We start from the raw sequence: 13,853 nt of genomic DNA on the forward strand, positions 1-13,853 counted from the left end.
CCTTATGTTGTTTATTCAATTGATAAGCTAAACTTATATTAAGAGACAATGTACAACTAAGGAGAGGTGGCAGCATGAAAGGTCGAACACATTTGACAATCGGGCTAGGAATAGGAGCGGTGGCATGCATTAACCAGCCACTTGAAGCGTTGCCTGTCATATTAGTGGCATCAGGTGTGGCATCCCTTGCTCCGGATTTAGACGGAAGAAATATATTAAATAATCGAGTAACGAAAACAGCTAAAATGATTAAAAAGGGCGGAGTATTTGTCGGTGGGATTTTAATGATCCTCTCACTCCTAACCTTTTTCATAGATTTTAACTTCTTGTCATTTCTAGATGAAAAATGGTTTAATCAGCAAAACAAACTGCTGCTTTTTGGGTGGGGAGTCGTTATTATAGGTCTTTCCCTCAAGAGCCAAGAAACGTTGAAAAATATATTAATGACGATCTTAAGCTTATTCCTACTCTACTATGCAGTTTCGAATGAATCATGGTGGATGGTTATGTTTGCCTTATACATAGGAGTAGCGGGATGGTTTGCCCATAGAGGACCTACGCATACTATTTGGGCGACGATGTATTGGGGGTATATGTCTTATCTGTTGGAAGTTCAAACAACTGTTGATGGCTTGGCTCTTATATCCATGTTTGCTTATCTATCTCATATAATAGGAGATATGTTCACGCCAAAAGGGATTAAATTACTCTCTCCACTTTCCAATAAAGTTTTTCGAGTTAGTAGGTAATCGGTGTTTACTTACCATTCGTATTGGTTATAGAATACAAAGCCATAAACTGAGGTGGGTAAACATATGAGTAGCAAAGATAATAAATTACCGAAAGACGAAGAGTCTATGGAACCTGGTAAATTAGAAGAAGGTCAAGAGTTTGTAGATGACATTCCTTTAGAAGATTTGAAATTAGAGATGGAAGATGAAAAGAAAAAACATAAGACAAAGGATGATTCGCAAAGCGAGCGAAAGTTTAAGAAGAAGCGAGGATAATTAGTAGAGTTCCTAAGTAATGAATGCATTTTAATATAGTACCTATAGATAGGATTCTTGGAAAAGAATGTTTCATCTATAGGTACTATTTGTGTGTTATATTAAAAAATAATAATGATATGTTTTTTAAAAGGGAAGTGTAAAGTAAAATGAATTTTTCTAATAAAACAGTAATCATAACAGGGGCTGGAAGTGGAATTGGAAGAGGAATTGCTTTTCATTATGCGGAAAAAGGGGCCAATGTTGTTATAGCAGATATAGACGAAAAGGCAGGTGCTAAAACAGTTTCTGCGATAAAAGAACAGGGAAAAGAAGCACTTTTCGTACAAACAGATGTAAGGCTGGAAATAGATATTGTTAGATTAATGGAAGTAGCTAATCAAACATACGGTCAAATAGATATTTTAATAAACAATGCAGGAAAGGGGTTATTCAAGTCACCTTATGATATCTCGATAGAAGAATGGGACGATATGATAAACACAAATTTAAGAAGTGTTTTCTTATGTTCACGTGAAGCAGCAAAATATATGCGTCATAACAAGGAAGGTGGTTCTATTGTGAATATTGCCTCTACAAGGGCCATCATGTCGGAGCCAAATTCAGAATCTTATGCTGCCACAAAAGGGGGAATTGTGGCAATTACACATGCCCTTGCAGCATCATTAAGTGCAGATAGGATTACCGTTAATGCGATTTCTCCAGGTTGGATTGAAACGGGAGATTATGCAAAATTAAGCCAAATTGATCATGAACAGCATCTATCAAAGCGAGTAGGAAAACCAGATGATATTGCACGAGCCTGTCTTTATTTAACAGCCAATGAAAATGATTTCGTTACAGGCATTAACCTTGTTGCAGACGGTGGAATGACGAGGAAAATGATATATGAGGAATAGACTAAAATCTATTTCATGAAGTACTACAGCCTGTTAGATACAAAAAAACAGAGAAATAAATATCCGAACTATTACTTGTATAAATGCAAGTTAGTTCGGATATTTTTTTTGTTTTTTTTGCAAGAATCTCTTACTGTGATATATCATCCATTTGAATTCATTGCTGCTTCTTTCCTCTCCACTCGTCTAGAACGGAATGATACATTCTATTTCTTAAATTGAATATTCAACAATTCCGGAACGGTGACAAACTTGTATCCTTGTTGTTGCAGTGCTGGAATAATTTGTTGGAGTGCTTTGATTGTATTAGTTCGATCTCCATCCGATTCTGCGCCGTCGTGCATGAGAATGATTGCACCAGGGTGAATTTTCTCTACTACATTTGAGGTTATAACTTCCGGCGGATCTTCTTGCCAATCCAACGAATCAACCGACCAGGCGATTACGTAATAGTTCATTTCGCCAAGCTTTTCTACAAGTTCATTGTATAAGAAACCATATGGTGGTCTAAATAACTTTGTCCGATAACCAATAATCCCGTTTAATGCATCTTCTGTTTTAGATACCTCTTCTTCCAGTATTTCAGGGGTGGCATCTTTGACAAGGTTAATATGGGAATATGTATGGTTTCCAATTACATGTCCTTCGTTATGAATTCGCTTCACTATTTCAGGATTTGCGACAGCTCTGGAACCAAACAAAAAGAAAGTTGCTGGAACATTGTATTGCTTTAATACATCCAATACACCATTTGTAAAGCGAGGGTCAGGACCATCATCAAAAGTTATAGCAATCCGTTTTTGGTCAGTAGGACCTTGTAAGAAAAATATATCTGGATATCTTTTTTGTAAAATTCTTAGGTCGACAGGCTGTTGACGATTCCGTTCAAGCTTTTCCGGGCCCCCTTTAAGGTCGGGAATATTCGCATGAACAGGTATGCCATCTAAAATATGAAAACAAAATATACATACAGCAACTAATAACCATTTTAGTATTCGATCGTTCATTCATTCATCTCCTTTTTGAAATAATTACTTACTTCCCCATTTTTCATGTGCACTTTGTTTCCCAATATGGAAGTCCTGTCTCTATGTAAACCGACCCCATTTGCCATTGCTTTAGGGGTCAATCTTCATTTACTTCCGTTTTGGATTCTGGATGGACACAGAATTTGGCCGCTTTGGATATGACGCTTTGCCTTGATCAGGTCCAGTCAAATTATTACGTTGGTCTAAAACCTTCCCAGTATACTCAATAGGATTTTGATTCTTAATGATTACCACCTCCTATATTAGGATGGGTAAAAATGAATCTCCTATAACGGGAAATTTTCCCATAGGAATTTCTGATAATATATTTTGATGATAATATACAACTTTTTGGTTGCTTATTATTGACATGCAACCCATAGGTTGCGTATAATCAATTTATAATGTGGGATAAAGACTTAATATTCAAAGCGCTCGCTGACTCGACTCGGCGGCTTATATTAGACGAACTATCTGAACGGAATGAGATGACGTTGTATGAACTTACATCACGTCTAATTATGAAACACAACCTTAGCATTTCTCGTCAAGGGATAGCTAAACATATTACAGTATTGGAGGAGGCAGGTCTTTTAACATCAATTCGAAAAGGGAAATTTCGAGTATTAATATTCAACAACGAACCACTTAGAAACTTGTTGGAAGGATGGATTGAGTAGTAGACAATAATATATATCCTGAAGACATAAAGGGGAAACTACAGTGTAAGAAGTTACTTCGAGTGTTTCAGACCGTTCAAAAAATGAAGGTATGGTGGAAACTTCCTAGCTTCCTGTATAGTTCACCATACACTACAGTCATTATAGGAGGATAAAAATAATATGAATATTATTGTTACTAGTATATTTGTAGATGATCAAGATAAGGCACTAAATTTTTATACAGAAACGCTTGGTTTTGTAAAAAAACATGATGTTCCAGCTGGTGAATTTAGATGGATAACGCTTGTTTCTCCAGACAATCAAGAGGGGACTGAGCTTCTACTAGAACCAAATGACAATCCAGCTGCAAGCGATTATCAAAGTAAATTAATGGAGCAAGGTATTCCAGCAACGATGTTTGGTGTTGAAGATGTTCAAAAAGAGTACGATAGATTATTAAAACATGATGTGAAGTTTACAATGGAGCCGACAAAGATGGGCAATAACACAATTGCTGTCTTCGATGATACATGTGGAAATCTTATTCAAATTATCGATTATTAATAAACTTATGTTAGTGAATGGGACAAATTAATTTAGATAAAATAAAAAAAAGAACTATCATTTGAATCTAACTCATGATAGTTCTTTTTTATTTTATCTTTAGGAGTACAGTTCTCACAGGGAGGATTTTTCCTCTATATGAATTTAAGTATCAGCTAAGCGTATTTCCGCAGCGTTATAGATACTCTAACTTTTTTCAGATTTACACCCAGTTCGAATGTTTTCATCCCAGCCTCTGATTATTTTTATAGTCCAAAATTAATGAGAATATATTCATCCTGCAAAAATAAGATGGAATAAGGTAAGGGGTTTGAAATTTTAAGAAGAAATGCGGTAGCAAATGAACATAATCTATATTAATAAGGTTGGGAGGCTGACAGAATGAAATGGAGAGTACTTGCAATTACATTGGTCATACTACTCATTGGCGCAGGAGTAGGAGCGGCACTAGTCTATCACATTGAGGATGCAGCTGCAGCATTGAAAGAAACCTATAAACAAGAAATTGAGGTTTATCAATCTGAAAAAGATATGAAAATTAAAAACGATGTTTCTTCTATTACTCAAGAGGAAATTGAAAGAATGGAAAAAGAAACAAGAGAATATTTACAAGAGAGAATCGGTAGTGATTATCAGAATGCACTCAATGAAAAAACAGAGGAAATAAAAAAGACTACCGATCAAAAGATAGAAGAAATCAAAAAATATATTGATGAGTTATTAAGCGCTGAGTAAGGCGCTTTTAATTATGTATTTAAGACAAAGAAAATCTTTTTAATTGAGAATTATTATCATTTATTGTATAGTGAATATAAGGATATTAAAATGGAGTGAGGGGAAACTTTTATGCAAATATATTGGACGAAAATAAATAAGATTATTGAGGAAACGCCTGAAATTAAAACATACATGCTTGACTGTCCTGAAGGCTTTACTTGGGAAGAAGGATCTCATACCCACATGGGACTGGAAGGTTTCAATGCGGGTGATAAACCAAACCGCGGTCTTGTACGCCATATGTCTATCTGTACGTTACCGCACGAAAATGCAATCGGTATCACTACACGAATTAGAGAGCAGTGCTCTGAGTATAAAGCAACATTAAGAAATCTGGAAGTGGGAAGTAAAGTAGCAATTTTTAAAACTCACTCAAATGTACCGCTTAAAAGAGAAGATAAAAATATTTACCTGCTATCTTCTGGGGTTGGCTTGGCAACGTTCAGACCGTTAGTACTTGAGTTTTTCGACCGACCAGACAACGTTAATCAAATTCATTCCTTGAACATTGATTCATCTAAAGATTTCTTATTCCCTGAAATTTTCACATCTGCACCTGACAAGAAATTCACAGCACAGTTCGTCGATAGCCGTCAAAACTATTATGAAGAAGTGAAAAAACTTGCTGCAGACAAAGATGGAATCTTCTATGTTGTCGGCAGTGACGAATTCCTTGAGCAAAACATTGAAGTACTGCGTGAACAAGGTATCAGGCCAGAGCAAATTATGCTTGATAAAAGAGAACAACAACGGTCGAGTTTTTTATAATGTAGAATATATGTGAATCTCTCACTGATGAAAGCGCTGAGAGATTTTTTTAATATAATATCTCGAAATCAAGATGTTTTAGTTGACTATCATGAACGTGAAGAGTAATATTAGTTTATAAAGTATATTAGGTTACAAAATAATACTTTATATATTAATGATAGTTATTGTAGTAGATTTATTGGAATTTCTTTATGAAAATCGGTTGATTTAATCATAAAATAATTCCGCTTACAAATAATAGTGTGAGGTAAAGTAGTAGTTAATCTTTCCTTACAGAACTCACAAAAATGGAGGAATGACAGCATGGGAAAACTAGATGGTAAAGTAGCGATTATAACAGGAGCGGCACAAGGTATGGGGGCGATGCATGCTCGTAAATTCATAGAAGAAGGTGCGAAAGTAGCAATTACAGACCTGAACTTAGAAGGTGCACAAACACTAGCGAATGAGCTTGGGGAAAATGCAATTGCACTAAAATTAGATGTAGCTAATGAAGAAAATTGGATTGAAGTTGTTACAAAAACAGAAGAAGCATTTGGCCCGATTAATGTATTAGTAAACAACGCGGGAATTGGTATTTTTAAACCATTAGAAGAACTTACTGTAAAAGACTTCGAATTAACATTTAAGGTAGACGAGCTTGGTGTATTCTTAGGAATGCAAAAAGTACTTCCTTCTATGAAAAAAGCTGGAGTAGGTTCTATTGTTAACATTTCATCTGTAGATGGTTTGGTTAGTGCGCCAACGGCTATTGCTTATAGTGCTTCGAAACATGCTGTAACTGGTATGACAAAAGGTGCAGCTACTGAGTTAGGGCAATATAACATCCGTGTAAATTCTGTTCACCCAGGAATTATCAAAACACCTATGGCAGATCAACCAGATGTGGAAGAGTACCTGAAGCAACTTGAACAAGATATTCCACTTAGAAGAAGAGCAGAAGTTGAAGAAGTTTCTAATTTAGTTATTTACCTTGCTTCCGATGATTCAAGTTATTCAACTGGAGCACAATTTGTAGTAGATGGCGGCATGATTTCTGACTTATAATATGTAAAAATATTTTGAATGTAGATATCCTCTACAGTCAGTGATGATAAAAATTAAAGCCCAATTCCATTTTTATAGGGAATTGGGCTTTATATATGTCCACATAACAACAAACCTTTAGGCTAGTTGTTCCGTTCTCTTCATACGCATCAACGTTCCATTAGGCTCTGTTAGATTATCTGCTAAAATCTGGTTCATTCTACAAAAGTGATCAAAGAAGCTCTGTGCATGCTTTCTTTCTTGTTCGTCACTTTTTAATGAAACAATATCACGTAAGATTTGAGCCATCCATTCATTATCAAAATAACGGTATTTACCTGTATTCCATGTCATCTTCTCAGGGGATGTTTCATTGACATAGTAGTTCCAAAACTGTAAGCTTTCCGATTCCTGTTCTGTAAGCTCTAGTCGGTATACTGAATGAGAAGGGATGTATCCATCTTCACAGAACTTTCCGATGAAATTTTCATTTACCATATATGCACCTATAATACGTCTTTCTTTTTCAGGTAAACTAGAATCTCTAGCTGTTAGGAGGCAAACACTATTAGGATACAAACGAGTTGGCTTTTGTGGTTTACCTTTGTGAGCACCGCTTTTTATTTCACCTGTAAAGACCTGCCATTCTGTAAAAACTGCACTCTGTTCTTCGTCGTCGCACCAGAACACCATTTGTGATTTAGGATGAAGTTTGTGGTTTTTCATCAATTTTTCATGTTCCATACGAAGTTGTTGTTCTTGGCGTTGACGTATTTTCTCTTCTTCCTTTTTCTGCTCTATCTTCTCAAGTTCTAATTCCTTTTCTTCAATAATCTTCTTAAGGGAATGAGCAGCTTTTTCATCGTGCATTTTCAAGAACTTACCAAAGGCATCAGGAAAAACGAATTTTTTTCTCTCTGTTTCGAAATGTATTTCGATGACAGAGTCATTTTGCTTCACAATACTACCTTTTCCGAAACGCTTGTGAGTAACTTCCTTATTAATTAAATTCAATGTTTTTTGCCTCCCTGTAATTCAATACTTGGTTCAACGATTTGATTCACTTGTTAGGCACATCGACAAATCTAATTGTCGAGGGTGTCTCTTACGTGTTTCGTTTCCTTAACAGGTGACGTTCAAAAATAGATGACTGCTTCCGATACATTCACTATTTTTCCTCTATTAAGATAAGTACAAAAAAAAACGCACCCAAATTCTAGCTGCAAATACTACATTAGAATTTGAAATACGATTTTCCATAAGTGTAAAATAATTGTAACATATTTCTAGAGAAAATACAAATTTTATGATTGACAGTATATTTAGGTTTGTTTTATAATGATATATTTGATTTGATATAGTTATATAATATGTGTGTGTATTCGTATGAAAGTGTCTGTTTTAATAGAGTGGAAGGGGGCATAATGGATGGTGTTGTTACACAAAATTGGTCAGAAACCAGTCATTGCTGCTGTGCGTAACCCTAATGATACAGAAAAAGCCCTAGAAAGCGGGGTAGATAATCTGTTTTTTATGGGCGGCTCCGTAAAAGAAATGATTCATGCAGTGAAGATAACTTCTGATGCCGGTAAGAATGCATTCATACATTTAGATTTAATACGTGGTTTATCGAGTATTGATAAAGAGGTACTGCCATTTATCGTAGAATATATGGGAGCAGATGGTATTATTACCCCAAAAAGCCACTTAATAAAAGATGCTCAAAAGATTGGATTATACGCCATTTTGCATTTTTTTATCTTGGATTCACTTGCCCTTGAAAACGCCTTGAAGTTAGCGACAAAAATCAAACCAGATGGTATTGAATTAATGCCAGGTGTTGTTGAAAAGGTAGTATCACGGTTTACAGAGGAATTACCAGATATTCCAGTCATTGCTAGCGGTTTGATTGAAACAGTAGAAGAGGTTTCAACGATATTACATGCTGGTGCCACTTCCCTTTCTATTAGCAATCCAAGTTTGTGGCCCTTGAGTTTCAAAGACATACATCCTTCTAATTGAATTTATTATTCTTTTATAATAAAATAGAGTTGGAAAATCAAATAGTTCTTGATACATAACTTATTTGTGATAAGCAGCGGATGAGAGAAAGCTTGAACAATAAGGGGTTACTTTTTTGTACCCTTTTATTGATCAGCTTTCTCTTTTTTTTGTTTGTTAAAGGATGTATCAAGGGAAAGAAAGGGGATGGTAGTTCATGCGAAATAATACAAATTTGAGCTGCAAGGATGTGCTAAGTACAGTAGATGCGTTCTTTTTTGATTTAGATGGTTGTATTTATCATACGGACCAACTAGCATCAGGCGCTAACGAATTACTGGAATTGCTTCGCCAGTCAGGTAAAAAGGTAGGATTTATAACTAATAATTCCCGAGAAACGGGTGTTGAAATAGCTAAAAAGCTAAAAAATATGGGGTTATCTGTAACGCCTTGCCAGATTGTGACTGCTACAGAAATGACAGGGGCGTATTTAAAGGAAAAATACGGCTCGCTAAATGTGACGGTTGTTGGTTCAGAAGCACTTGGACAATCTTTGGAACGCTGGGGTCACCATGTGTTGGCTCTTGAAGAGGCGGAAAAGGTAGATGCTGTAGTAGTAGGTAGAGATACCGAATTTACTTTTGATAAATTGCATCTAGTAGCAGAATTAGAAGGTAAAGGTGCTAGAGTCGTATCGACAAATCCTGATATGTATCATCCGGGCAAAGGTGGAGTTAGAGTACCAGAAACCGGAGCATTGATTGCTGCAATCGAAGCGATAATCCAGAAGTCTGTTGAATATGTTGGAAAGCCAGACCCTTACCTATTCCAATTTGGAATGAACCTTTTCGAAGCTGCACCGTCTAAAAGCGTAATGGTAGGTGACAATTTAGAAACAGATATTAAAGGTGGAATTCAAGCAGGAATGCACACTATTTGGATTCGTGGAGCAGGGATGGGTCAATCATTGGATGACCTTGAGGAACGTACACAAAAACCAGATGTGACTATTAATCAACTAGATGAATTATTAGTGAATTTTCAAGAGTTTGTCATGATGACAAAATAAGTAGGATAGAACATTAATAGAGAAAATTAGGAGGAACTGATTATGTCTAACAATGAAAAAGATTTTTCTATCATTATTATTCCGGATACACAAGTTTTAACATGGAAAGATCCAGCAATTTTATACAACATGACAAAGTGGATTAAAGAAAATGCGGAACAGTTGAATTTGCAAATGGTTCTCCATGTTGGAGATGTAGTCGACAGCGGTGCGAGGGATGAAGAACAATTTAAAGTAGCAGAAAAGGCATTGAATGAAATCTATGATGCTGATATACCAATGCTTTTAGCGGTAGGGAATCATGACTATGATAATTTACTTTCTGAAGATCGTAGCTTGACGATGTTTAATCAATATTTCGGACCACATATATATGAAAATCGTCCATGGTTTGGTGGCACATTTGAGGAAGGGCAAATAGAAAATAGTTATGCAACGTTGGACATAGCAGGTAGAAAGTTTCTATTCTTATCACTTGAATTCGGAGCGAGAGATGAAGTGCTCGCATGGGCCGATGAAATTATGACGAAATATCACGACCACTCTGTAATGATTACTACCCACTGCTATATGTATATGTATGGAGAGAGAACGAAGGTAGGAGATAATCATAATCCGAAAGATTATCCAGGTGCAACTGGCGCAAATGATGGGGAAGATTTATGGCAAAAGTCCTTTAAAAAACATCCTAATTTACTTGCTGTATTTTCTGGTCACCAAATTACAGAGAATGTAAGCTACCGAACAGATTTAGGAGACCATGGAAATCTAGTTTTCCAATCATTCCAAAACTGGCAAACTGCAGAAAACTGTGGAGAGGGAAGAATTCGGATATTAAACATTAGTCCATCTAAAAATGAAATGACTCTAAGTGTTTTTAATACACATCGTCAGGAATATGAAAACACAGATGGCTTCCAGGTTGTAGTGCCGTTTAATATAAAGTCAGAGGCAAACCTTGTTTATCCAATGAAATAAGTAATGCTAGATATAATAAAAAACCGAACTATCTTCAACCTCATTGATAGTTCGGTTTTATCTTTATCCTTATTTACTTAGGTTGTATATATCCTTCTGCTTTTAGTAGTTCAGCGATTAATACTGCTCCACCAGCTGCCCCGCGCAGTGTATTATGAGAAAGACCTACAAATTTAAAATCATAGATGGAGTCCTCTCGTAATCTTCCAACAGATACTCCCATTCCTTTCTCAACATCACGGTCTAGTTTTGTTTGTGGACGATTTTCCTCTTCGAAGTACGTGATAAATTGTTCAGGTGCGCTTGGTAAGCCAAGTTCCTGTGGTCGTCCTTTATATTGTGACCAACGTGTAAGAATTTCTTCTTTGCTTGGTTTTTCTTTAAACGATACAAATACAGTTGCCATATGACCGTCTGTAACTGGAACACGGATACATTGTGTAGAAATGACAGGTTCACTTGCCTTTACGATTTCACCATTTTCTACTTTCCCCCAAATGCGCAGTGGTTCTTGCTCACTTTTTTCCTCTTCACCACCGATATATGGGATGACATTATCCAAGATTTCTGGCCAATCATCAAAGTTTTTCCCAGCTCCAGATATTGCTTGATAAGTGGAAGCTATTACTTGAGTTGGTTGATATTCCAATAGAGCATGAAGTGCTGGTACATAGCTCTGAATAGAACAATTTGGTTTTACTGCGATAAATCCAGTTGAAGTTCCTAGACGCTTTCTTTGTGCCTCGATTACCTTTAAATGATCTGGATTGATTTCTGGTATCACCATTGGTACATCTGGTGTCCAACGATGTGCGGAGTTATTGGAAACAACTGGAGTACCAGTTTTCGCATAAGCTTCTTCTAATGCCTTCACATCATCTTTTTTCATATCTACTGCACAAAAGATGAAGTCAACTTCGGACGTTACTTCTTCAACTTTTGAAGCATCTTGAACAACTATATTTTTAACAGGCTCTGGAATTGGATCTGCCATTTTCCATCTGTTTTTCACAGCTTCTTCATATGTTTTTCCTGCTGAACTAGCACTCGCTGCAATAGCAGTAACCTCAAACCAAGGATGTTGATCTAACAGTTGAACAAACCGTTGACCTACCATTCCTGTTCCACCGACGATACCAACTTTTAATTTTTGTGTCATTAAAAATCTGCTCCTTTAATAAATTTTGAAACTTAAAGTATCCCTTGAAATAAAAAAACATCCCAAAGACTTCCTGTCTAAGGGACGAGATTTACCCGCGGTACCACCCAATTTTACTGATCTGTTGCCATCTCAGCCTCTTCAAGTACACCATTGCAAAGCAATTAGTATACTTTAGCTCTGTAACAGGAGCTCCTGGCACATCATCCCCCAATCATTCAGGTTCCTATGTGCTGCTCAGAGTTTTTATTCAATAAAGAATGCTTTGCTCCTTTTCACCATACGGAGCTCTCTGTAAAAGATTTACTTTATTTACTCGTCTCTTCATTGCATGTGAATATAGATGACATTTTGAATATTGACAATATAGTACCAAACAATTTCAGTTTGGTAAACTTATTTCTATTAATTTCGATAAAAATCTTTGAGCCTTGGGTAATAATCACATTTCATCCATTAATAAAATACGACAAGAGCATAAATGCCTTGGCGTATTTGCTATTACTCGTATATTATGATCCTATTTTTACTGTGTCTGTTGATGGTAGTCGGTCTGTAAAGAATTCCATTCCGCGTTTGAACGCTGTTAGTCCGTATAGCATGGAGCTCCAGTCAATTAATGTTACTTTTGTTGGGTACCAACGGTTAGGTTGTTCTAGGTGCCACCAAGAAATACGGTGCAATCCATATTTATAAGCTGCACGGAATTTTTCTTCGTCTTCTTTATCCTCTGGGTTTGTGTACACATCATATGGAATGTGTAATGAATATTGTGCATATAGGTCATAAATACCCGCAGGATATACCGGTAGGAAACCACCAATAATGTAAGAGGATGCAATATCATGTGGTGCATCGTTAATTTTATCAGCGTGATATCCACCATGTAATCCGTCATTTGGACCTGCACCATATCCCCAAATATAAGAAGGAACATCAGATAGTTCTTTCCACTTCAAACGGTCTGCTAAACAAGCATTTTCGTAGAATTCTCTATATGTTGGACTCTTTGCATAATCCGGAACAAGATAAAATGGAAACTGTTGCACAAATGATGATAAAAATGCTGTTTTATCAAGTGTAGTATCATCATTTAGAACTTTCAAACCACGGAAGTCAGCTTGTGGTAGATTCTTAATTTGATCTTCCGCAAAGTTGTTATACCATAGATCTTGAATATCTTTGTTATCTGGCTGTCCTAAAAGTGCAAGATAAGAAACTAATACATATTCATTGTATGCAGGTAAAGGAAGTCCACCTTTTCCATCTTTTACAACCATATTAATAACACCAGTTTCTTTATCGTTAACAACGACACTCCAATCGATTTCTTTTAGGAGTTTATCTGCAAGTTCCGCAATTCTAGGATTTCTATCATTAAAATGAGAACCAGCAAATAATGCACCAGCAACTAATAGAGATGTATCAATTGTTGAAATCTCAGAATGAATATTTTCTCCTGTTTCCATATCAGCGAAGTGACAGAAGAAGCCAGTTGCTTCATCTCTTGTTACGTTACAGCCTTCAATTTCCCCGGAAACTGCTTGTAATGTAACTAATGCTTTCTCCGCTGCGTTATCATCCCATCCTTCTAGATCGGCAACACATAGACTAATTAGCCCTACTCCAGTTGCAGCAATAGAACTACGATTATCAGGGTTTTCTCCTAATGTATTATAACCATCTGCATAAAGACCAGTGCGTGGGTTTCGAGAGGCATCATATATTCTGTATGAATCCTCATACTGGCGATCAAAGAAATCCTTTACTCTCTTAGGAAGTTCGTTATAAAGCTTAGTTGTATTGGACATGTTAATCCCCTTTCTTTCGTTGAACACTTATGTTGTAGTAATGATAAATTAGAACAATTCATCAAATGAAATCTTAAATAAGTAAGAAATCATTGTATGAC

At 36.2% G+C, this 13,853-nt stretch carries 15 protein-coding genes and 1 other annotated feature; of the genes, 11 read left to right on the forward strand and 4 right to left on the reverse strand.

All coding sequences use genetic code 11. The annotated features are described in order from the left end of the window. Positions 1-74 precede the first annotated feature (74 nt). The 3 genes from ACFPM4_RS04690 (at position 75) to ACFPM4_RS04700 (ending at position 1,906) form a co-directional block, all read left to right on the forward strand. The gene (locus ACFPM4_RS04690) at positions 75-749 is read left to right on the forward strand and encodes a metal-dependent hydrolase (protein WP_382348300.1); all 675 of its coding nucleotides are present in this window, start codon (positions 75-77) and stop codon (positions 747-749) included. Between the two features lie 66 nt (positions 750-815). After that, the gene (locus ACFPM4_RS04695) at positions 816-1,007 is read left to right on the forward strand and encodes a hypothetical protein (RefSeq protein ID WP_382348303.1); all 192 of its coding nucleotides are present in this window, start codon (positions 816-818) and stop codon (positions 1,005-1,007) included. A 149-nt stretch (positions 1,008-1,156) separates the two neighbouring features. Continuing rightward, positions 1,157-1,906 carry a glucose 1-dehydrogenase gene (locus tag ACFPM4_RS04700; protein ID WP_382348306.1) on the forward strand — a complete coding sequence of 250 codons (750 nt, stop codon included), beginning with the start codon at positions 1,157-1,159 and terminating at the stop codon, positions 1,904-1,906. 206 nt (positions 1,907-2,112) lie between these two features. Here the strand turns inward: ACFPM4_RS04700 and ACFPM4_RS04705 are convergent, their stop codons facing one another. Next, positions 2,113-2,913, reverse strand: coding sequence for a polysaccharide deacetylase family protein (locus ACFPM4_RS04705; protein ID WP_382348309.1), 801 nt, complete (start codon positions 2,911-2,913; stop codon positions 2,113-2,115). 425 nt (positions 2,914-3,338) lie between these two features. Between ACFPM4_RS04705 and ACFPM4_RS04710 the strand changes: the two genes are divergently transcribed. The 5 genes from ACFPM4_RS04710 (at position 3,339) to ACFPM4_RS04730 (ending at position 6,755) form a co-directional block, all read left to right on the forward strand. Then, positions 3,339-3,614: an ArsR/SmtB family transcription factor gene (locus ACFPM4_RS04710; protein WP_382348312.1), complete on the forward strand. Its 276-nt coding sequence runs from the start codon at positions 3,339-3,341 to the stop codon at positions 3,612-3,614. A gap of 162 nt (positions 3,615-3,776) precedes the next feature. Next, positions 3,777-4,160 (forward strand): VOC family protein, encoded by a 384-nt coding sequence (locus ACFPM4_RS04715; RefSeq protein WP_382348315.1) that lies wholly within the window; start codon positions 3,777-3,779, stop codon positions 4,158-4,160. A gap of 381 nt (positions 4,161-4,541) precedes the next feature. Next, the gene (locus ACFPM4_RS04720; RefSeq protein WP_144922576.1) at positions 4,542-4,895 is read left to right on the forward strand and encodes a hypothetical protein; all 354 of its coding nucleotides are present in this window, start codon (positions 4,542-4,544) and stop codon (positions 4,893-4,895) included. Positions 4,896-5,006: 111 nt separating this feature from the next. Continuing rightward, complete coding sequence (locus tag ACFPM4_RS04725; protein ID WP_382348318.1) at positions 5,007-5,705, forward strand: dihydropteridine reductase; 699 nt, start codon at positions 5,007-5,009, stop codon at positions 5,703-5,705. 306 nt (positions 5,706-6,011) lie between these two features. Next, positions 6,012-6,755, forward strand: a complete 744-nt coding sequence (locus ACFPM4_RS04730) for an SDR family NAD(P)-dependent oxidoreductase (protein ID WP_382348321.1) — start codon at positions 6,012-6,014, stop codon at positions 6,753-6,755. Positions 6,756-6,872: 117 nt separating this feature from the next. On the opposite strand, the gene ACFPM4_RS04735 is transcribed toward ACFPM4_RS04730, so the two are convergent. Then, on the reverse strand, positions 6,873-7,748 hold the full coding sequence (locus tag ACFPM4_RS04735; RefSeq protein WP_382348324.1) for a malate synthase: 876 nt from the start codon (positions 7,746-7,748) through the stop codon (positions 6,873-6,875). 414 nt (positions 7,749-8,162) lie between these two features. On the opposite strand from ACFPM4_RS04735, the gene ACFPM4_RS04740 reads away from it, so the two are divergent. The 3 genes from ACFPM4_RS04740 (at position 8,163) to ACFPM4_RS04750 (ending at position 10,782) form a co-directional block, all read left to right on the forward strand. Then, positions 8,163-8,756, forward strand: a complete 594-nt coding sequence (locus tag ACFPM4_RS04740; protein WP_382348327.1) for a glycerol-3-phosphate responsive antiterminator — start codon at positions 8,163-8,165, stop codon at positions 8,754-8,756. Positions 8,757-8,952: 196 nt separating this feature from the next. Next, the gene (locus ACFPM4_RS04745; protein WP_382348330.1) at positions 8,953-9,804 is read left to right on the forward strand and encodes an HAD-IIA family hydrolase; all 852 of its coding nucleotides are present in this window, start codon (positions 8,953-8,955) and stop codon (positions 9,802-9,804) included. A gap of 42 nt (positions 9,805-9,846) precedes the next feature. Continuing rightward, positions 9,847-10,782 (forward strand): metallophosphoesterase, encoded by a 936-nt coding sequence (locus ACFPM4_RS04750; protein ID WP_382348333.1) that lies wholly within the window; start codon positions 9,847-9,849, stop codon positions 10,780-10,782. 73 nt (positions 10,783-10,855) lie between these two features. Here the strand turns inward: ACFPM4_RS04750 and asd are convergent, their stop codons facing one another. Both asd and ACFPM4_RS04760 read right to left on the reverse strand, forming a co-directional pair. Next, the gene (gene asd, locus ACFPM4_RS04755; protein ID WP_382348336.1) at positions 10,856-11,941 is read right to left on the reverse strand and encodes an aspartate-semialdehyde dehydrogenase; all 1,086 of its coding nucleotides are present in this window, start codon (positions 11,939-11,941) and stop codon (positions 10,856-10,858) included. 77 nt (positions 11,942-12,018) lie between these two features. Continuing rightward, positions 12,019-12,278: a binding site (T-box leader), on the reverse strand. A 175-nt stretch (positions 12,279-12,453) separates the two neighbouring features. Next, positions 12,454-13,752: a hypothetical protein gene (locus tag ACFPM4_RS04760; RefSeq protein ID WP_144922553.1), complete on the reverse strand. Its 1,299-nt coding sequence runs from the start codon at positions 13,750-13,752 to the stop codon at positions 12,454-12,456. Between the last annotated feature and the right edge of the window lie 101 nt (positions 13,753-13,853).

Origin of the sequence: Lederbergia graminis, assembly GCF_042655485.1 — a bacterium.
Classification (GTDB): Bacteria; Bacillota; Bacilli; order Bacillales; family Bacillaceae_C; genus Lederbergia; species Lederbergia graminis.